16 protein-coding genes are annotated in these 18,363 nt (G+C 69.8%); 9 read left to right on the top strand and 7 right to left on the bottom strand.

The window, feature by feature from the left end; genetic code table 11:
• Positions 1 to 6 precede the first annotated feature (6 nt).
• Positions 7 to 1,116 carry an S-(hydroxymethyl)glutathione dehydrogenase/class III alcohol dehydrogenase gene (locus tag H2041_RS08705; RefSeq protein ID WP_293411693.1) on the bottom strand — a complete coding sequence of 370 codons (1,110 nt, stop codon included), beginning with the start codon at positions 1,114 to 1,116 and terminating at the stop codon, positions 7 to 9.
• Between the two features lie 125 nt (positions 1,117 to 1,241).
• Here H2041_RS08705 and H2041_RS08700 point away from each other — a divergent pair, with 125 nt between their 5' ends.
• Together H2041_RS08700 and H2041_RS08695 are read left to right on the top strand one after the other, a co-directional pair.
• Positions 1,242 to 2,612: a nodulation protein NfeD gene (locus H2041_RS08700; protein ID WP_293411691.1), complete on the top strand. Its 1,371-nt coding sequence runs from the start codon at positions 1,242 to 1,244 to the stop codon at positions 2,610 to 2,612.
• Positions 2,613 to 2,626: 14 nt separating this feature from the next.
• Positions 2,627 to 3,385 (top strand): slipin family protein, encoded by a 759-nt coding sequence (locus H2041_RS08695; RefSeq protein ID WP_293411689.1) that lies wholly within the window; start codon positions 2,627 to 2,629, stop codon positions 3,383 to 3,385.
• Between the two features lie 118 nt (positions 3,386 to 3,503).
• Here the strand turns inward: H2041_RS08695 and H2041_RS08690 are convergent, their stop codons facing one another.
• Complete coding sequence (locus tag H2041_RS08690) at positions 3,504 to 4,718, bottom strand: CoA transferase (protein ID WP_293411687.1); 1,215 nt, start codon at positions 4,716 to 4,718, stop codon at positions 3,504 to 3,506.
• 123 nt (positions 4,719 to 4,841) lie between these two features.
• Between H2041_RS08690 and H2041_RS08685 the strand changes: the two genes are divergently transcribed.
• The 6 genes from H2041_RS08685 (at position 4,842) to H2041_RS08660 (ending at position 11,900) form a co-directional block, all read left to right on the top strand.
• Positions 4,842 to 5,663: a CoA ester lyase gene (locus H2041_RS08685; protein ID WP_293411685.1), complete on the top strand. Its 822-nt coding sequence runs from the start codon at positions 4,842 to 4,844 to the stop codon at positions 5,661 to 5,663.
• Entirely contained in the window at positions 5,660 to 6,181 is a 522-nt protein-coding gene (locus H2041_RS08680; protein WP_293411683.1) for a MaoC family dehydratase, read from the top strand. The genes H2041_RS08685 and H2041_RS08680 overlap by 4 nt, the downstream gene beginning before the upstream one ends.
• 32 nt (positions 6,182 to 6,213) lie before the next feature.
• Positions 6,214 to 8,103 carry an alkyl sulfatase dimerization domain-containing protein gene (locus H2041_RS08675; RefSeq protein ID WP_293411681.1) on the top strand — a complete coding sequence of 630 codons (1,890 nt, stop codon included), beginning with the start codon at positions 6,214 to 6,216 and terminating at the stop codon, positions 8,101 to 8,103.
• A 19-nt stretch (positions 8,104 to 8,122) separates the two neighbouring features.
• Positions 8,123 to 9,154, top strand: a complete 1,032-nt coding sequence (locus tag H2041_RS08670) for a sulfate/molybdate ABC transporter ATP-binding protein (protein WP_293411679.1) — start codon at positions 8,123 to 8,125, stop codon at positions 9,152 to 9,154.
• A gap of 82 nt (positions 9,155 to 9,236) precedes the next feature.
• Positions 9,237 to 10,637 (top strand): alginate export family protein, encoded by a 1,401-nt coding sequence (locus tag H2041_RS08665; RefSeq protein WP_293411677.1) that lies wholly within the window; start codon positions 9,237 to 9,239, stop codon positions 10,635 to 10,637.
• A gap of 90 nt (positions 10,638 to 10,727) precedes the next feature.
• Positions 10,728 to 11,900, top strand: a complete 1,173-nt coding sequence (locus H2041_RS08660) for a glycosyltransferase (RefSeq protein WP_293411675.1) — start codon at positions 10,728 to 10,730, stop codon at positions 11,898 to 11,900.
• Here H2041_RS08660 and H2041_RS08655 read toward each other — a convergent pair.
• The 3 genes from H2041_RS08655 to H2041_RS08645 are packed head-to-tail and all read right to left on the bottom strand — an operon-like array spanning position 11,884 to position 14,578.
• Positions 11,884 to 12,603 carry a glycosyltransferase family 2 protein gene (locus H2041_RS08655; RefSeq protein ID WP_293411673.1) on the bottom strand — a complete coding sequence of 240 codons (720 nt, stop codon included), beginning with the start codon at positions 12,601 to 12,603 and terminating at the stop codon, positions 11,884 to 11,886. The two genes, H2041_RS08660 and H2041_RS08655, sit on opposite strands and share 17 nt — an antisense overlap.
• Complete coding sequence (locus H2041_RS08650; RefSeq protein WP_293411671.1) at positions 12,600 to 14,195, bottom strand: hypothetical protein; 1,596 nt, start codon at positions 14,193 to 14,195, stop codon at positions 12,600 to 12,602. The genes H2041_RS08655 and H2041_RS08650 overlap by 4 nt, the downstream gene beginning before the upstream one ends.
• Positions 14,192 to 14,578, bottom strand: a complete 387-nt coding sequence (locus H2041_RS08645) for an HAD-IIIC family phosphatase (protein ID WP_293411669.1) — start codon at positions 14,576 to 14,578, stop codon at positions 14,192 to 14,194. Before H2041_RS08645 ends, H2041_RS08650 begins: the two co-directional genes overlap by 4 nt.
• A gap of 126 nt (positions 14,579 to 14,704) precedes the next feature.
• On the opposite strand from H2041_RS08645, the gene H2041_RS08640 reads away from it, so the two are divergent.
• Positions 14,705 to 15,220 carry a DUF1993 family protein gene (locus H2041_RS08640; protein WP_293411667.1) on the top strand — a complete coding sequence of 172 codons (516 nt, stop codon included), beginning with the start codon at positions 14,705 to 14,707 and terminating at the stop codon, positions 15,218 to 15,220.
• On the opposite strand, the gene H2041_RS08635 is transcribed toward H2041_RS08640, so the two are convergent.
• A complete protein-coding gene (locus tag H2041_RS08635) occupies positions 15,217 to 15,900 on the bottom strand; it encodes a Fe2+-dependent dioxygenase (protein ID WP_293411665.1) in 684 nt (227 codons plus the stop codon). The two genes, H2041_RS08640 and H2041_RS08635, sit on opposite strands and share 4 nt — an antisense overlap.
• 90 nt (positions 15,901 to 15,990) lie before the next feature.
• Positions 15,991 to 18,222 carry a TonB-dependent siderophore receptor gene (locus H2041_RS08630; RefSeq protein WP_293411663.1) on the bottom strand — a complete coding sequence of 744 codons (2,232 nt, stop codon included), beginning with the start codon at positions 18,220 to 18,222 and terminating at the stop codon, positions 15,991 to 15,993.
• Positions 18,223 to 18,363: the final 141 nt, after the last annotated feature.

Below are 18,363 nucleotides of genomic sequence, written 5' to 3'. Positions count from 1 at the left end.
GCGGCCTCAGTAGACGATGACCGAGCGGATCGACTTGCCCGCGTGCATCAGGTCGAAGGCCTCGTTGATGCGCTCCAGCGGCAGGGTGTGGGTGATCATCGGGTCGATCTCGATCTTCCCGTTCATGTACCAGTCGACGATGGTCGGCACGTCGGTGCGCCCGCGCGCCCCCCCGAAGGCCGTGCCGCGCCAGACTCGGCCGGTGACCAGCTGGAACGGCCGCGTGGCGATCTCGCGGCCGGCCTCGGCCACGCCGATGATGATGCTCTCGCCCCAGCCGCGATGGCAGGCCTCCAGCGCCTGGCGCATCACCTCCACATTGCCGGTGCAGTCGAAGGTGTAGTCGGCCCCGCCGCCGGTCAGCTCCACCAGATGGGCGACCACGTCGCCGCTGATGGTCTTCGGGTTCACGAAGTGGGTCATGCCGAAGCGGCGGCCCCATTCCTCGCGGTCGGGATTGATGTCGACGCCGACGATCATCGAGGCGCCGACCATCTTCAGCCCCTGGATGACGTTCAGCCCGATGCCGCCCAGGCCGAAGACGATGCAGTTGGCACCCGGCTCCACCTTGGCCGTGTTGGTCACCGCGCCGACGCCGGTGGTGACGCCGCAGCCGATGTAGCAGGCCTTGTCGAAGGGGGCGTCGGGCCGGATCTTGGCCACCGCGATCTCGGGCAGGACGGTATAGTTCGAGAAGGTCGAGCAGCCCATGTAGTGATGAATCGCCTGGCCCTTGTAGGAGAAGCGGCTCGTTCCATCCGGCATGACGCCCTTGCCCTGCGTTCCGCGGATGGCGGTGCAGAGGTTGGTCTTGCGCGACAGACAGCTTTTGCACTGGCGGCATTCGGGCGTGTAGAGCGGGATCACGTGATCGCCCACCGCCACGCTGGTCACGCCCGGCCCCACCTCGACCACGACGCCCGCGCCCTCATGGCCCAGGATCGAGGGGAAGAGGCCTTCGGAGTCCAGGCCGTCCAGGGTGTAGGCGTCGGTGTGGCAGACGCCGGTGGCCTTGATCTCCACCAGGACCTCGCCGGCCTTGGGGCCTTCCAGGTCCACCTCCACGATCTCGAGCGGCTTCTTGGCTTCGAAGGCGACGGCGGCGCGGGTCTTCATGGGAGGCTCCTTGGACTGTGCGCCCTGGGTGGCGCCTCCGCGCGGCGGGATCAAGAGTCCTGCAAGGCAAGACGCGGCCGCCTGGCCTGTGCCATGGTGGGCGCCGCTACGAGGGAGGTCCGACCATGAAAGGCCGCGCTGCCCCGGCCGTCCTGACCCTGCTGGCCGCCATCCTGGCCATCTGGACGATGCTGGCCGCTCCGGCGGCGGCCCAGACGCCGGCGGCGAACGGCCCGGTCATCGCGCTGGACCTCGACGGCGCGGTCGGCCCGGCGACGCGGGAGTACATCGCCCAGGGCCTGGAGGAAGCCGCCGAGCGCGACGCGGCCCTGGTGGTCATCCGCATGGACACGCCGGGCGGCCTCGACTCCTCCACCCGCGACATCATCTCCGACATGCTGGACTCGCCCGTCCCCGTGGCGGTCTTCGTGACGCCGGCGGGCGCGCGGGCGGCGAGCGCGGGCACCTACATCCTCTATGCGAGCCACCTGGCGGCCATGACGCCCGGCGCGCACCTGGGCGCGGCGACGCCCGTCCAGATGGGCGGCTCCAACCCGCTGGCGCCCGATCCCGAACCGGGCGAAGGCGAGGAAGAGAAGGCCGCGTCGCAGGACGCCATGACCGCCAAGGTCACCAATGATGCGGCGGCCTATATCCGTTCGCTCGCCGGCCTGCAGGACCGCAACGCCGAATGGGCCGAGGCCGCCGTGCGGCGGGCCGAGACGCTGACGGCGCGCGAGGCGCTGGACCAGAACGTGATCGAACTGCTGGCGCGCGACATGGACGATCTGGTGACCCAGGCCGATGGCCGCGCGGTGATGCTGGACGGCGAACCCTTCACGCTGCGCACGGCCGGCGCGGAGGTGGTGGAGATCGCCCCCGACTGGCGGGCGAGGCTTCTCGCCATCATCACCAATCCCAACATCGCCTACCTCCTGCTGATGGTCGGGGTGTACGGCCTCATCTTCGAGTTCATGTCGCCGGGCGCGGTGGGGCCGGGCGTGGTGGGCGCGGTCTGCCTGGTCGTCGGCCTGTTCGCTCTCAACATGCTGCCGGTGAACTATGCCGGCGCGGCCCTGCTGCTGCTGGGGATCGGCCTCCTGACCGCCGAGGCGCTCGTGCCGGGCGTCGGCGTCTTCGGCCTGGGCGGCGTCGTCGCCCTGGCCATCGGCTCGATCCTGCTGTTCCGGGACGCGCCGGGCTTCCGCCTGTCGCCCTGGGTCATCTTCCTGACCATCGCGCTCAGCGTCGGCTTCTTCCTCATCGCCCTTCGTGCGGCCGTGCGCGCCGCACGGCGCAAGGTGGTGACCGGCGCCGCCTCCCTCATCGGCGCAGCCGGAAAGGTGAAGAGCTGGAGCGCCGGCCGCGGCTTCGTCCACGCCCAGGGCGAGAGCTGGCAGGCCCGCTCCGAAGCCGCCCTCATCCCGGGCCAGGCGGTGCGCGTCACCGGCCGCGACGGCCTCACCCTCATCGTCGAACCCGATCCGTCCGCCTGAACCCGGAGAGTCCCATGATCGACCTCGCCAGCTATCTCGCTCTCGCAGTCCTCGCCATCATCATCCTGATGCAGGCCGTGAAGATCCTGCGCGAATACGAGCGCGCCGTCGTCTTCACCCTGGGCCGCTATTCCGGCGTCAAGGGGCCGGGCCTGATCCTGCTGATCCCCATCGTCCAGCAGATGGTGAAGGTGGATCTGCGGACCATCGTGCTCGACGTGCCGAGCCAGGACGTCATCAGCCGCGACAACGTCTCGGTGAAGGTGTCGGCGGTCCTCTACTTCCGAGTCATCGATCCCGACCGGGCGGTGATCCAGGTGGAGGACTATATGGGCGCCACCAGCCAGCTCGCCCAGACGACGCTGCGTTCGGTGCTGGGCAAGCACGACCTCGACGAGATGCTGGGCGAGCGCGACAAGCTCAACCGCGACATCGAGGAGATCCTCGACGCCCAGACCGAGGCCTGGGGCATCAAGGTGGCCAATGTGGAGATCAAGCACGTCGACATCGACGAGAGCATGGTCCGCGCCATCGCCCGCCAGGCCGAGGCCGAGCGGAACCGCCGCGCCCGCATCATCAACGCCGACGGCGAAAAGCAGGCCGCCCAGGCCATGCTGGAGGCCGCCCAGACCCTGGCCGGCCAGCCGGAGGCCATGCAGCTGCGCTACCTCTCGACCCTCTACGACATCGGCGCCGACAAGAACTCCACCATCGTCTTCCCGATGCCGGTGGAGCTGGGGACGCTGCTGAGCAAGATGGCCAAGGCCGACTAGCTCCGCACGCCAAATCCGTCATCGCCGGCCCTGCGCCGGGAATCCCGGACGAGGCTCGCGCCTGCCCCTGCAAGGGATGCTCGCCACACGGGCGAGCATGACGGGCGGAGTTTGAGTCTCACCCCGAGGCCACCACCCCCGCATCGTGCAGGCGGGCGATCTCGCCGCCGCTCAGACCGAGCAGCCCCGCCAGCACCTCCTCGGTATGCTGACCCAGGCGCGAGGCCGGAAGCGCCGGCCGCCGCGCGTCCTGCGGCAGGGTCGCGGCGTAGCCCGGAACCGGATAGGTCTCGCCCGACGGCTGGGTGAGCTCGGAAAAGATCGGGTTGCCGGCGAAGAGGCGCGGATCCTCCAGCGCCTCCTCCAGCCGCTGATAGGGCCCCCAGCAGACGCCGAGTTCGTCGAAACGCGGCAGGATGTCGGCGCTGTCGGCGCGGGCGAAGCCATCCTCGAAGATCGGCATGAGCACGTCCTTGTGCGCGAACCGCAGCCCCTCGTCCTTGCGGAAGTCGACATCGCGCGTGCGCTCCACCGCGGCCACGGCCTCGCCCACGCCGAGGACCTCGATGAGCCCCGTCCACTGGCGCGGCGTGATCGCCACCACCATCAGCCGCTTGCCGTCGCGGGTGACGAAATCGCGACCGAAGGCGCCGAAGAGTTCGTTGCCCAGGCGCGGCCGCAGGCCCCCGCCGGCCAGGATCTCGGCTGTCATGCCCATATTGGCGAGGCTGGCGGCGGCGACGTCGGACAAAGGGATGCGGATCTCCCGCCCCTGGCCGGTCCGATGACGGGCCAGCAGGGCCGCGACGAGGTTGAAGGCCGCGAAGGCGCCGGTCAGCAGGTCCCAGGCCGGCAGGACGTGGTTCACCGGCCGCGGATCGTCCGGATGGCCGGTCATCAGGGGCACGCCGACGGCGCTGTTGATCGTGTAGTCGACGCCCGGGCCGCCGTCGGCCCAGCCCATGACGCGCACGCAGATGACGTCCTCGCGCAGGGCCTTCAGCCTCTCGTAGGCGAGGAACCCTTCGACAGGGAAGTTGGTGACGAAGAGGCCGGCGTCCTCGCCCGGCGCGGCGGCCAGACGCTGGGCGAGCTCCCGCCCCTCGGGCCGGGAGAGGTCGATGGCCACCGACTTCTTGCCCTTATTCAGCCCCTCCCAATAGAGGCTCGCCCCGCTGGCGGCCAGCGGCCAGCGCCGGAAGTCCGGCCCGCCGCCGATATTGTCGAAACGGATCACCTGGGCGCCCAGCTGGGCGAGATAGAGGCCGCAGGTGGGACCGGCGATGAAGGCCGAACCCTCGACCACCGTCAGGCCCTTCAGAAGGTCGTACATGGCGTCTCTCCCTTGCGAGCCGCTTAGCACGTGCGCGCCTTGACGCTAGGGGCGCCCTGGCCCGGCGCGGCGCTTGGGTGTTCTATCGCGCTCTCAGCGACTCAGCCCCGCCCCGGAGGACGCTTGGACCAGTTCCGATCCCTGCTCTTCACACCCGCCACGCGGCCGAACCGCTTCGAACGCGCCCTGACCAGCGGCGCGGACGCCGTCTGCCTCGACCTCGAAGACGCGGTGGCGCCCCAGGACAAGGACCGCGCCCGCGACGAGGCGGTCCGCTTCCTGGCCGCACGCGCGAAGTCGCCGGTGAAGGTGGGCCTGCGGCTGAACGGGCGCGGCACGCCCTGGTTCGACGCCGACCTGCAGGCCGCCGCACGCGCAGAGGCCGACTTCTTCATGATCCCCAAGGCCTCCGGCGCGCAGGAATTCGCCATGCTGCACCGTGCGCTCGGCGAGGACCGGCCCTTCTGGCCGCTGATCGAGACGCCCGAGGGCCTGATGCGCTGCTGGGACATCGCCGGCGCCACAGCCGTGGCCGGCGTGCTGTTCGGCGCTTTCGACTATTCGGCCGAGGTCGGCTGCGACATGGCCTGGGAGCCCCTGCTCTTCGCCCGCAGCCAGCTGGCCGCCGCCTGCGCGCGCGCCGGCGTGCAGCTTCTGGACGCCCCGCCGGCCGCTGTCGGCGAGCCGGAGGTCCTGACCGCGGAAACCGACCGGTCGCGCCGGCTGGGCTTCACCGGCCGGGCCTGCATCCATCCCGACCAGGTGGGACCGGTGAACGCCATCTACACGCCCGCCGAGGCCGAGGTGGCGCACGCCCACCAGGTGATCGCGGCCTTCGAGGCGGCCGCCGGCGGACCGGTGCTGATGGACGGCAAACTGATCGAACTGCCCGTGGTGCGGACCGCCCAGCGGGTTCTGGAACGGGCGAAGGGAGGCCAGAGGTGAAGACGGTCAAGGAGGTGGCCCCCGGCCGCTATCGCGAAACCTTCGGGCGCTACTACGACGACTTCGTCGTGGGCGACGTCTACGAGCACCGGCCGGGCAAGACGGTGACCGAGGCCGACAACCACCTCTTCACCCTGCTGACGCTGAACACCCACCCGCTGCACTTCGACGCCGAATACGGCAAGCAGACGGAGTTCGGGCGCAACCTCGTCGTCTCCACCTACACGCTCGCCCTGCTGATCGGCATGAGCGTCAGTGACTGCTCCCAGAAGGCCATCGCCAATCTGGGCATGGACGAGGTGAAGTTCCCCGCCCCCGTCTTCGCTGGCGACACCATCTATGGCGAGAGCGAGGTGCTGGCCAAACGCGAGAGCCAGTCGCGGCCGGGCCAGGGCATCGTCACCATCCGCACCATCGGCAAGAATCAGGACGGCAAGGTCATCGCCACCTTCCGGCGCGACATGCTGATCCCGGCCCGCGGCCACGCCGTCGAGGACAAGCCCGGCAGCCTCTACTGACCGGCGCAGACAATCAGGGGGAAACGAAAGCCATGACCGCGCCCAAGGACGCCACCGAAGCCACCCTGCGGGCGCACGAGACCCTGCGCGCCGAACTGCCCGCCGACGACGGCCAGGATTTCGCCGATGCGCGCCGCGGCTTCATCGGAACCATCCCCGACGCCAGGATCGAGAACGCCTCCGGCGGGGTCGTCTGGAACATGGGCGCCTTCGCCTTCGAGGAGGCCGAGGCGGCGCCGCCAACGGTCAATCCGAGCCTCTGGCGGCAGGCGCGGCTGAACGCCCTGCACGGCCTCTTCGAGGTGACCAAGGGCGTCTACCAGGTCCGCGGCTTCGACCTCTCCAACATCACCTTCATCGAGGGCGAGCGGGGCTACATCGTCATCGACCCGCTGATCTCCGCCGAGCCGGCGGCCGCCGCGCTCGCCCTCATGCGCAGGCATCGTGGCGACAAGCCGGTGAGCGCGGTGATCTACACCCACAGTCACGTCGACCACTACGGCGGCGTCCGCGGCGTCCTCTCCGACGCCGACATCGAAGCCGGCATGCGCATCATCGCGCCGGAAGGCTTCCTGGAGGAGGCGGTCAGCGAGAACGTGCTGGCCGGCAACGCCATGGGCCGACGCGCCACCTACATGTACGGCGCCCTGCTGCCCCGCGACCCGCGCGGCCATGTGGACTCCGGCCTCGGCAAGACCACCTCCATGGGCGCGGTCAGCCTGATCCCGCCGACGGAGAGCATCTCCAAGACCGGCACGCGGCTCACCGTCGACGGCGTGGAGATCGAGTTCCAGGTGACGCCCGACACCGAGGCGCCGGCGGAGATGAACTTCTTCTTCCCGCAGTTCGGCGCGCTCTGCATGGCCGAGAACTGCACCTGCCACCTGCACAACATCTACACCCCGCGCGGCGCCCAGGTGCGCGACGCCAAGCGGTGGGCCTGGTACATCGACGAGGCGAGCGAGATGTTCAGCGCCCGGACCGAGGTGCTGTTCGCCAGCCACCACTGGCCGCGCTGGGGCCGCGAGCGCGCCGTCGATTTCCTGAAGAAGCAGCGCGACCTCTACAAGTTCATCCACGACCAGACGCTGCGCATGGCCAACCACGGCCTGACGCCGCTGGAGATCGGCGAGGCCCTGAAGCTGCCGCCGACGCTGGCGGCCGAGTGGCACACCCGCGGCTACTACGGAACGCTCAACCACAACGCCAAGGCCGTCTACCAGCGCTATCTCGGCTGGTTCGACGGCAATCCGGCCAATCTGCATCCCCACCCGCCGGTCGAGGCGGGCAAGCGCTATGTCGAGCTGGCCGGCGGACCGGACGCCCTGCTGGCCAAGGCGCGCGAGGCGTTTGCGGCCGGGGACTACCGCTGGACCGCCCAGCTGGTGAACCACCTGGTCTTCGCCGATCCCGGCCATACGGAGGCCCGCGAGCTGCAGGCCGACGCCCTGGAACAGCTCGGCTACCAGGCCGAGTCCGGGCCCTGGCGGGCCTTCTACCTGACCGGCGCCCAGGAGCTGCGCAATCCGCGCCCGCCCTCCCCCACGCCTCGCCAGGGCGCGGCGGGCCAGATCCGCAACCTTCCGCCCGAGCAGCTTCTCGACTCCCTCTCTGTCCGCCTGAACGGCGACAAGGCCGGCGCGCAGGAGATCGCGCTCGACCTCACCTTCTCCGATACGGGCGAGCGCTACGGTCTGAGCGTGGAGAACGCCGTCCTGCACCATGGGCGGGACCGCATCGCCCCCGGCGCAACGGCCGTGACGCTGACCCGCGCCGCGCTGGTGGGCCTCGTGCTCGGGGAGACGGAGCTGGACGCCGCCATCGAACAGGGCGCGGTGACGACGGCGGATCCGACACCCCTTCGGACCCTTCTCGCCCTCCTCGACCGCTTCGACTTCTGGTTCGAGATCGTCATGCCGTGAGGCGGGGATCAGAGCGCGCATGTCCCTGATCATCGACGACGTGGCCAAGAGCTTCGGCCGCCATGCCGCGCTTGGGGGCGTCTCCCTTGAGGCGCGCGAGGGCGAGTTCCTCGCCCTGCTCGGTCCCTCGGGCTCGGGCAAGACCACCCTGCTCCGCGTCCTGGCGGGCCTGGAGCGGCCCGACCGCGGCGCCGTCCGTTTCCAGGGCGAGGACCTGCTGGCCGTGGACGCCCGCGAGCGGCGGGTGGGCATGGTCTTCCAGCACTACGCCCTCTTCCGCCACATGACAGTGGCCCGGAACATCGCCTTCGGCCTGGAGGTGAAGGCGCGCAAGGCGCGGCTGCGCCCTGACGAGATCGCCGCCCGCGTGGAGGAGCTTCTGAAGCTCGTCCAGCTGGAGGGCCTGGGCGGCCGCTATCCGGCGCAGCTGTCCGGCGGCCAGCGGCAGCGTGTGGCGCTCGCCCGGGCGCTGGCGATCGGCCCGCGCATGCTGCTGCTGGACGAGCCCTTCGGCGCGCTCGACGCCAAGGTCCGCCGAGAGCTTCGGGTCTGGCTGCGAAAGATCCACGACGAGACGGGTCTGACGACGATCTTCGTGACCCATGACCAGGAGGAGGCGCTCGATCTCGCCGACCGGGTGGCCATACTGAAGGACGGTCGCCTGGAGCAGGTCGATACGCCCCAGGGGGTCTATGAGACGCCAGCCTCCGACTTCGTGTTCGCCTTCGTCGGCGAAGGGGTGCAACTGCCCGGCCAGGTCCGGGACGGCGTCCTCGCCGTGGCCGGATGGAGGACCCCGGCGCCGGCCGGCGCCCCCTCCGGCGAGGTGACGGTCAGCTTCCGCGCCGAGGCCGCCGATTTCCTGCCCGCGCACGGAGACGGTGCGCCAGCCCGCATCCTCAACCTCAGCAAGCGCGGCGGATCGTCGCGAGCGACCCTGCAGATCGGCGGACGGGTTTTCGACCTCCAGGTCCCGCAAACCCTTGTAGAGCTTGGCCCTGACATCCGGGTGGCGCCCCGCCGGCTGCTGATCCACGGCCGACAGCCTTAAGTTCCACGCAACCTTTGCCGTCTAGCCGACGACACCGGATGCCCGACGAACACGGGTGTCCGAACGGAGAGATTCGACCGTCATGACGCTTCGTCACACCCTCGCCGCCGGCGCCTCCCTGCTCGCCGCCAGCCTCGCCTTCGCCGCGCCCGCCGCCGCCCAGACGAAACCCTGGACGCTGCACGACGCGGTCGGCGCGCCGGACAACCTGACGCTCTCGGGCACGTTCCGCGCCCGCTACGAGAGCCTGGACGGCCAGTTCCGCCCCGCCTATGGCGACAGTTCCGACCAGGCGCTCGCCTTCCGCACCACTCTCTTCGCCGAACTCGACCTCGCGCCCGTCCGCATCGGCGGCGAGATCATCGACGCGCGGGTCTATCTGAACGACAGCGGCTCCCCCACCGGCACAGGCGACGTCAATGCGCTGGAGCTGATCCAGGGCTATGTGGCGCTCGACGCTGGGGACCTGCTGGTCGAAGGCTCGGAAGCCGCCCTGACCGCCGGGCGCTTCACCATGGACCTCGGATCGCGCCGCCTGGTCGGCCGCTCGTCCTACGGCAACGCCACCAACGCCTTCGCCGGCCTGCGCGCCGACTGGAGCGCCGAGGCCGTGGGCGAAGCGACGCTCTTCTACACCTACCCGCTTCAGAAGCTGCCCAGCGACCGGGCCGGCATCCTGGACAACGAGATCGAAGCCGACCGCCAGAACGACAATCTGGTCTTCTGGGGCGGCATGTTCACCACGCCCAAGGTCCTGCCGGCGGGCGGTCAGCTGGAGGTGTTCGCCTTCCGCCTGGAGGAGGAAGACTCCGCCGAGCTCGCCACGCGGAACCGCCGCTTCACCACCTTCGGCGGCCGGGCCATCCGCGAGCCCTCGAAGGGTGCCTTCGACTACGAGATCGAGGGCGGCTGGCAGACCGGCAAGGCGCGCAATTCGTCCAGCGCCACCGATCGCCGCGACCTGGATGTCGACGCCAGCTACCTCCACGCCGAGGTCGGCAAGACCTTCGACGCCGCCTGGTCCCCGCGCGTGGCCTTCGAATACGACTTCGCCAGCGGCGACGAGAGCTCGGCCGACGGCGACTACAACCGCTTCGACGGCCTCTTCGGCCCCCGTCGTCCGGACTTCGGTCCGCCCGGCGCCTATGGCCCGCTCGGCCGGTCCAACTTCGTCTCTCCGGGCGTGCGCCTGGAGGTGAAGCCCAACAGCCGCTGGGACGCCATGGTCTTCTACCGCGCCCTCTATCTCGACGAGGCGACGGACTCCTTCGCCAGCACCGGCGTGCGCGACGCGACCGGCGCGTCGGGCGATTTCGCCGGCCACCAGATCGAGGCCCGCGCCCGCTACTGGGTGATCCCGAAGTCCACCCGCCTGGAGTTCGGCTTCGCCAAGCTGGCCACCGGCGAGTTCCTGGAGGATGCGCCCAACGCCACCGGCGGCGAGCCTCTCTTGGGCTACGTCGAGATCAACCAGAGCTTCTAGAGCTTCCTCCCCCGAAGGCCCGAGGCAGGGTTGGGCGGTTCTGCGGAATCGTCCGACCCTGCGGCCTTTCAGGATGGTGGGGAGCCGGTCGTGCGGTTCGTTCTCTTCAAGGGCCAGGGGCAGTACGGATCGCTGCGGCTCCACGCCGACCAGCTGGCCGCCGCCCTTGTCGAACTCGGCCACGAGGCGCGCCGGATCGATCTGGCGGCCGACGGCTGGGTGGACGAGGTGAACAGCGCCCTCGCCGACCCGCCCGACTGCTTCTTCGGCTTCAGCGGCATGGGCGTGGGCCTGCAGACGCCCGACAATCCCGTCTTCGACCGCTCCGGCGCCGTCTTCGCCTCCATCTATGTGGACCATCCCCTGCACCACGTGCAGCGGCTGACGACGCCAGTGAAGAAGAAGGTGGCCTTCTTCCTCGACCGCACCCACGTGCAGTTCATGACCGCCTGGGGCCAGGCGCCGGCCTTTCGCCAGATCGGCTTCCTGCCCTGCGGCGCCAACGAACTCGGGTCGCCGCCGGACACCTCCGACGAAGCCTTCGCCGCCCGCGACATCCCGCTGCTGTTCACCGGCACCTACAGAGGCGATCCAGTCCGCGCCTGGGCCGACTGGCCCGACAGCCCGGCCCGCACCCTGATCGAGCAGACCGCCGAGCGCATGGCCGCCGACGGGCGCCTGCCCGCGCTGGACGCCCTGAAGCAGACCCTTTCCCAACTGGGCGTCGAACTGAACGCCGAGACCTTCGAGCAGCTGCTGCCCCTGCTGCAGACCGTCCAGTCCTTCGCCGAGGCCTATCACCGCGACCGGCTGCTGCACGTGCTGGGCGCGGCGGGGACGCCGGTCCGGGTCTATGGCCTCGGCTGGCAGGCCATGGCCGACCGCTATCCCGGCTTCGACTATGGCGGCGAAGGCAGCTTCCAGGAGACGCTGCACCTGCTGCGCCAGGCGCGGCTGGTGCTGAACACCAACAACGGCTTCGTGGCCGGCGGCCATGAGCGGGTCTTCACCGCCATGTGCGCGGGCGCCGGCGTGATCTCCGACCAGAGCCGCTACTATGCCGAGGCCTTCAAGGAGGGGCGCGAGATCGCGACCTTCACATGGAGCGAACTCGACAAGGTCCCCGGCCAGATCGAGGGCCTGCTCGCCGACGAGGCCGCGCTCGCCGCCATGGCCCGGGCCGGAGCGAAAAAGGCCATGGCCGAGCATCGCTGGACCGATCGGGCGGCCAAGCTCGCCAAGGCGGTCAGGCAGGCGAAGTGAGCGCCGCGTACTCGGCCGGCGTGCCGCAGAAGATGACCTCCTTGCGCGCGATCAGCCGGTAGCCGACCTCCGCGCCGGCCGCGATCAGATGGTTGTAGAGCGGCGCGACATAGAGCTCCGGCGCCTGCGGCGCCTCGCGCTCGGCGGCCAGGGCCCGGCGGAAGTCGCCGGCCCGGGCGAAGTGGTAGAGGCCGGTGCAGCAGAGGTCGGAGATCGGCTTCTTCTCTGCGGTCTCAAGCGCCACGGGCCGATCCCCTCGCCCCGGACGCACATAGGACCAGTTGGCGCCCTCGCCGCGAAAGACCTCCAGCCAGCCCGCCATGCCGTCCAGCGGCGGCCCGGGGAAGACGAAGCCCGGCCGGAAGGTGTCGATGTTGAAGATGGTGAGCGGCGTCGGATCGCTGACGCCGAGGGCCCCCAGGCCCAGCTCCACCGTCTCCGCCTGGCCGGCGGTGGGGCCATCCAGGCTGACGAAGTCGGCGCGCCCGACGCCGAGCGCCAGGCACTCGGCGCGGACGAAGTCGGCCGCCGCCTGGCCCGGCGGCAGGATGAACAGGAAGGGCCGCGTCGCGAAGTCCGCCGCGAAGCTCCCCACCGCATGGGCGAAGACGCTGCGGCCCTCGAGCGGCAGCATGAACTTCGGCCGGTCGTAGCCGGCGTCGTAGAACCTCTGGGAACGCCCGGCCATGGGGATGACGATCACGCGTCCAGCTCCCGGAAGAGGCGCAGGGCGTTGGCGATGAAGGCCTGCTGACGCTCCGGGCGGTCGGCGTGCAGGGGCGGCATGGAGAGGAAGAGGCTGGTCATGACCGCCCGAACCTCGGACGAACCGCCGGACACCCCGCCCACCTGGAGATCCCCCAGGGCCGCCTCCAGCCAGGCCTGCGCGGCCAGCGGCTCGAACTCGATCTGGAAGTCGTCGCCGACGACGCTCGTCCGGCAGCGCCCGGCGATGATCTGGTCGTAGCGGCCGACGATGGAGTGGGCGAGCTTGGCGAGGTCGTAGCGGCTGTCGCCATAGATGGTGGAGCGGGCGCCCACCAGGCCGCGCGGATCGATGGCTTTGATCCGCCTCACCCGCGAGTCGTAGAGGATGTTGGAGAAGCAGAAGTCGCCGTGCATCACGCACTCGCGCCGCCCGCCGCCGAGGCCGTAGGCCGGCACGAGACGCTCGGCGATCTCCAGCAGCGAGGGACAGGGCTGTCCGCCGTAGCGCAGCGGGCGGTCGATGGGAAAGCCCGTCGCCCGGGCATAGGCTTCCAGCCGCTCGCGGGTCTTGTCGCCGGCCAGCGCCAGCAGGGCGTCGTCGGCTGCGCCCCTGCCCTCCTCGGCCGCGCAGGCGGCCAGGAAGGCCTCGCAGGAGGCCATGATGCGCAGCCATGGCCGGCGGGCCACGGCGCCGAAGACGAAGAGCTCCGAGAGGACCGGCAGGAACTCGTACTCGGTCTCGTAGAAGACGCGGCCGTCCTGGGCGCCGAAGCCGAGCAGCCGGGCGCAGTGGATCTGGACCGCCGGTGGGATCTCCTGCAGCCAATGGGCCTCGGCCCAGATCTTGGCTTCGTCGGCGCTGGACTTGCGCGCCGTCTGGCCGTCGATCCGCACCGTGTTGAAGGCGCGCGCCGTGGTCACCGCCAGCTTGGATTGGAAGAAGGTCTGAAGGTGGCCGAAGTCCAGCCAGACCTTGGCCGGCGCCAGCCGCACCGGCCGCTCGGCGACATAGTGGTTGAGGCCGGCGATGAAGTCGCCGCGCATCCGCGTCAGGGCGCGCAGCAGGTCGAGGCTCGAAGAGAAGGCGAAATAGCCCGCCGCGATCGCCCGCCCCTCGCCGCCCGCCTGCCCGGCCGAGGTGGTCTCCAGGCGGGCGATGGCGCCGTCCTCGTCCAGCACGACCTCGGCCCAGGCGTATTCGTTGGTGCGCGCGCCGCTCACGAAGACGTCGCTCTGCGCCACCGGCGCCCCTTCGATCAGGGTGTCGCCGTGCAGGATGTGGACCGGGACGTCGCCGGCGCCGATGGAGTTGAGCGCATAGACCACCGCCTCGCCCAGCGTCAGGCCCTCGGGCGCCTCGACGACCGTGACCCCCAGCCCCGCCAGCCGGCCGCGGTCGTAGTCCGACAGGACGTAGCTCTCCGGCAGCACCATGTGCAGCGGCCCTGCGCCCTCCAGCGCGGCCACCTGCAGCTCGTAGAGCCGCTGGACCCCGACCGGCAGGAGCGAGGGCGGCAAGGGGCCGAACTCCGCGGCCAGCTCCTGCCCCACCGCTGCGCCCGACATGATCAGCCGGACCGGCGTCATCGCGCCTGACCGGCCTCGCGCGCCAGCAGGTCGGCGATCTCCTGCAGGCTCAGCCGGGCGAACTCGCTCGGCCGGACGGCCTTGTCGTCGATGTAGAAGCCCTCGGTCCCGCACCAGGGCTTGCCCACATGGAGCTCGTCATAGGGGACGTCGTGCCGCGCCAGCCAGTCGAGGATGACCGGCAGGGTGTGGGCGTTGATCTTGCCGAGCTGGCCGCCGAAGGTGCGCATGTTGCGGGCCGAGCAGATGACGATCTCGAAGCCCAGGGCGCGATACTCGCGCAGCTTCTCCACGACCTCCAGATTGGGCCGCCGCTCGGCGTAGTCGACCTGCGGATCGTCGATGGTCAGGGTGCCGTCGAGGTCGAAGACGAGCCGCTTCATGGGTTGGATCCGGGGTTCAACGCCCCAGGTTTAGGACGATTCTGAAACCGCCGCCGAACCGCCGTCTGGCGCATCACCCCGCGCCTCCCCATCTGCGGCCGAGCTTGAAGCCCTGAGGAGACGCCCGTGCCCATCACGCTCTACGACGCCTCGATCCCCGTCTATCTCCAGATGCTCCGGAATCTGGCCGCCCTGCTGGACAAGGCCGAGACGCACGCCAGCGCGAGCGGCATGGCGCTGAGCGAGCTGACGGAGGCGCGCCTGGCGCCCGACATGCATACCCTGATCGGACAGGTGCAGCTGGCGAGCGACGCCGCCAAGGGGGGCGCGGCGCGGCTGTCGGGCCAGACGCCGCCCTCCATGCCGGACACCGAGACCACCTATGAGGAGCTGAAGGCCCGGATCGCCAGGACCATCGCCTTCGTGGAGACGATCACGCCCGAACAGGTGAACGGCGACGAGGACCGGATCATCGAGCTGCCGACGCCGAGCCGGACGCTGACCTTCACCGCCAGGGACTTCGTGCTGAAGTTCTCCCTGCCGAACTTCTTCTTCCATGTGACGACGGCCTACGGCCTGCTTCGCCACAAGGGCGCGCCCATCGGCAAGCTGGACTTCCTGGCCGGCGCGGCCCAGGTCTAGAGGTCGCCCCACATCCGCAGCAGGTTGTGATAGGCGCCGGTCAGCGACACCAGCTCCGGCGCCCCGGCCCCCACCTTTCCGGCGAGCTGCTGGATGGCGATGTCCATCTGGAACAGCAGGGTCCGCTGCGCATCTTCACGGATCATGCTCTGGATCCAGAAGAAGCTGGAGACCCGCGCGCCCCGCGTCACCGGGCGGACCTGGTGCAGGCTCGACGCCGGATAGAGGATCATGTCGCCCGCCGGCAGCTTCACCTCGTGGACGCCGTAGGTGTCCTCGACCAGGAGCTCGCCGCCATCATAATCCTCGGGCTCGGTCAGGAAGAGGGTCGCCGACAGGTCGCTGCGGATGCGCACCCGGCCGTCGGGGCTCTGGCGCACGGCGTTGTCCACGTGGAGGCCGAAGGTCTGGCCGCCGGCGTAGCGGTTGAAGAGCGGCGGGAAGACCGTCTGCGGCAGGGCGGCGGTGACGAAGAGCGGATTGCGCGACAGGGCGTCGAGGATCCGCTCGCCCGCCTCCCGAGCCGCCGGCGAGGCTTCGGGCAACTGCTCGTTGCGCTTGGCGAGCGCCGACTGCGTGCCCGAGGTGACGTTGCCGTCGACCCAGTCGGCGGCGTCGATCAGGCGGCGAAGGTCGGCGACCTCGGCCTTGGTCAGGACTTCAGGGATTTGCAGCATCATCGCAGGTCGGGCCTCGTCGCCGTGATCTAAGCCGAACAGGCCCTGCGGCGGAAACCGCAGGGCCTGCCGAACGCCAGTTTCCGGTTGGGATCAGAACTTGGCGTTCAGGGTCAGGATGGCCTGTCGCGCCGGCCCGTAGTCGGCGTGGTGGACGCCGTTGGTGCGGGCGATGTAGTCCTCGTCCGTCACGTTCTGGACGTTGAGCTGAAGGCTCAGCCGCTCGTTGATCTGGTAGCTGGCGAAGGCGTCGAACCGCCAGTACTCGGGCGCGTAGACGCCGTTGGAGCCCCCGCCGGCGCCGCCCTGATTGCCGCCGAAGCTGTCGGAGACGTAGTAGGCGCCGCCCCCGAGGCTGAAGGCGTCGGTGAGCGCATAGGTCGAGAACAGGCTGAAGCTGTGTTCCGGCGTATTGGCCAGCGGGTCGCCGACATTGACGTTGTTGTAGGCGCCCTTCACCAGCTCGCTGTCCATATAGGTGTAGCCGCCGAAGGCCGACCACTTGGGCGTGACCTGGCCGCTGACGCCGAGTTCCAGGCCCTTGACCTCCGTCTCGCCGGCCTGGGCGTAGACGCCCGGTTCGATCTGGATCTGAGCGTTCTCCCGCTTGAGCTGGAAGATCGCCGCGGAGGTGGTCAGGCGTTCGCCGAAGAAGGCCCACTTCACGCCGGCCTCGATCGAGGTCGTCTCCTCAGGATCGAGGACCTCGACGCCGTTGCCGCCGACGCTGGAGCCGTTCTGGTCGCCGCCGGAGATGGTCGGCGGCGTGGAGGCGGTGCCGTAGGAGACGTAGACGCTGCTGCTCGGCGTCGGCTTGAAGACGAGGCCCGCCTGATAGTTGGTGAAGCTCCAGTCGGCGTCCGACACCGTGATCTCGCCGGTGCTGGAGGCGTTGCGGCCCTCGACCTCGTACTGGTCATGACGGACGCCGAGGTTGAGCATCCAGCGTTCGCCGAAGGAGAGGGTGTCGAAGAAGTAGACCGCGGCGGTTCGCGTACGGGTGCTTGAGAGCGGATTGCGCGTCAGCGTCCCTTCCCACGGGTCCGAGGGGTTCGGCGCATAGACGAGGGTGCAGTCGCCTGTCCCCGGATTGGAGAAGCCGGCCGGGCAAGGCGAGCCTGCGATCGTCGTGACCGTGTAGCTCGCGTTCTCGTTCAGCTCGCGGGACAGTTCGAGACCCACGTCGTAGTCGTGGGTCACGGCGCCCGTCCGGAAGCGGCCATAGATGTCGGCGACGGCCGCGGTCGTGGTCGCGGGGTTGTAGCGGGACTTCGTGCCTCGCTTCATCCACCACTGGCCGTCGACGAGCTGGGCCGAACCGCCGTCGCCGGGATTGGTCACCACATAGTCGTTGACCGTCTTGGCGTAGCGGAAGACGCCGCGGAAGGTCATGGCGTCGTTGATGTCATGTTCGCCGGTCAGGGTGGCGATGTCGGCCCGGGTCTCCTGGAAGTCGCGGGCGGTCAGGCCATAGAAGGACTCCCGCGGCACGTCGAGGACGCCGGTCTCGGTGGGCGTGACCCCGGGAAGCTTGCGCGACAGGGGCACGCCATAGTCGGGCATGTCGTTGCGGGTGAGGTGATAGTAGCTCACGCTCAGCCGGCTGTCGGTCCCCAGGCCCATGGCGGCGGCGACCGCAGCCCCCCAGGTGTCGAAGTCCACCGCATCGCGCTTCGGAACATCGCCCTGGGAGCCCATCAGGTTCAGGCGAACCGCGCTCGTCGCGCCCAGCACATAGTTGGCGTCGGCGGTGGCGCGGACATAGCTGTCGGTTCCCACCCGCACGGTCGCAGAGGTCGCGTCGACCAGCTTGGGCTGTTTGGTGGTGAGGTTGATGCTGCCGCCGCCGGAGCCGCGGCCGTTATAGGCCGAATCCGGCCCCTTGATGACCTCGACCTGCTCCAGGTTGAAGACGTCCCGCACCTGCCCGCCGGTGTCGCGGACGCCGTCGACGAAGACGTTGTTGCCCGAGGACTGGCCGCGGATGAAGGGCCGGTCGGCCAGCGGCTGGCCGCCCTCCCCCGCCCCGAAGGTGATGCCCGGCGAGTTGCGCAGGATGTCCTGCAGCGATGTGGCCGCCGTCTGGTCGATCACCGTCTCGGGGATCACGGTCACGCTGCGCGGGGTGTTCACGAGATCGGCCGTGAATTTCGGCGAAGCCGGCTCGGCGGCGAAATGGCCCTCCACCTCGACGCCGCGCACCTCGTGCGGCGCGTCGTCGGCCAGGGCCGCCGGGGCGACCATCAGCCCCGCCAGACCGGCCACGGCGGCCGGCGTCAGTCTGCCGTGCGCATAGGCGCGCACGCCCGTCTTCACCTTCATCATGAAAAGCCCCCAAACACGCGAATGCTATTGCGAGGCGTTCTTACGACTCCGCGCGGGAACTCACAATGAGAATCTTTCGCAATTACGTTCCAGATCTTGAAGGCGCGCCAGGGCCCTGAAACGCAAGACGCCGCCCCCGAC

The sequence above is a fragment of the Phenylobacterium sp. genome, from assembly GCF_013911965.1.
Lineage (GTDB): Bacteria > Pseudomonadota > Alphaproteobacteria > Caulobacterales > Caulobacteraceae > Phenylobacterium.
Note: the sequence above shows the minus strand (reverse complement) of the source record. Positions and strands in the feature narration are given on the sequence as shown.

What these genes read in the sequence shown, in the direction of transcription:
- H2041_RS08635 (WP_293411665.1), bottom strand. Translation starts at nt 15,900, where the DNA reads ATGATGCTGCAAATCCCTGAAGTCCTGACCAAGGCCGAGGTCGCCGAC.
- H2041_RS08665 (WP_293411677.1), top strand. Translation starts at nt 9,237, where the DNA reads ATGACGCTTCGTCACACCCTCGCCGCCGGCGCCTCCCTGCTCGCCGCC.
- H2041_RS08690 (WP_293411687.1), bottom strand. Translation starts at nt 4,718, where the DNA reads ATGTACGACCTTCTGAAGGGCCTGACGGTGGTCGAGGGTTCGGCCTTC.
- H2041_RS08670 (WP_293411679.1), top strand. Translation starts at nt 8,123, where the DNA reads ATGTCCCTGATCATCGACGACGTGGCCAAGAGCTTCGGCCGCCATGCC.
- H2041_RS08645 (WP_293411669.1), bottom strand. Translation starts at nt 14,578, where the DNA reads ATGAAGCGGCTCGTCTTCGACCTCGACGGCACCCTGACCATCGACGAT.
- H2041_RS08630 (WP_293411663.1), bottom strand. Translation starts at nt 18,222, where the DNA reads ATGATGAAGGTGAAGACGGGCGTGCGCGCCTATGCGCACGGCAGACTG.
- H2041_RS08695 (WP_293411689.1), top strand. Translation starts at nt 2,627, where the DNA reads ATGATCGACCTCGCCAGCTATCTCGCTCTCGCAGTCCTCGCCATCATC.
- H2041_RS08705 (WP_293411693.1), bottom strand. Translation starts at nt 1,116, where the DNA reads ATGAAGACCCGCGCCGCCGTCGCCTTCGAAGCCAAGAAGCCGCTCGAG.
- H2041_RS08700 (WP_293411691.1), top strand. Translation starts at nt 1,242, where the DNA reads ATGAAAGGCCGCGCTGCCCCGGCCGTCCTGACCCTGCTGGCCGCCATC.
- H2041_RS08675 (WP_293411681.1), top strand. Translation starts at nt 6,214, where the DNA reads ATGACCGCGCCCAAGGACGCCACCGAAGCCACCCTGCGGGCGCACGAG.
- H2041_RS08650 (WP_293411671.1), bottom strand. Translation starts at nt 14,195, where the DNA reads ATGACGCCGGTCCGGCTGATCATGTCGGGCGCAGCGGTGGGGCAGGAG.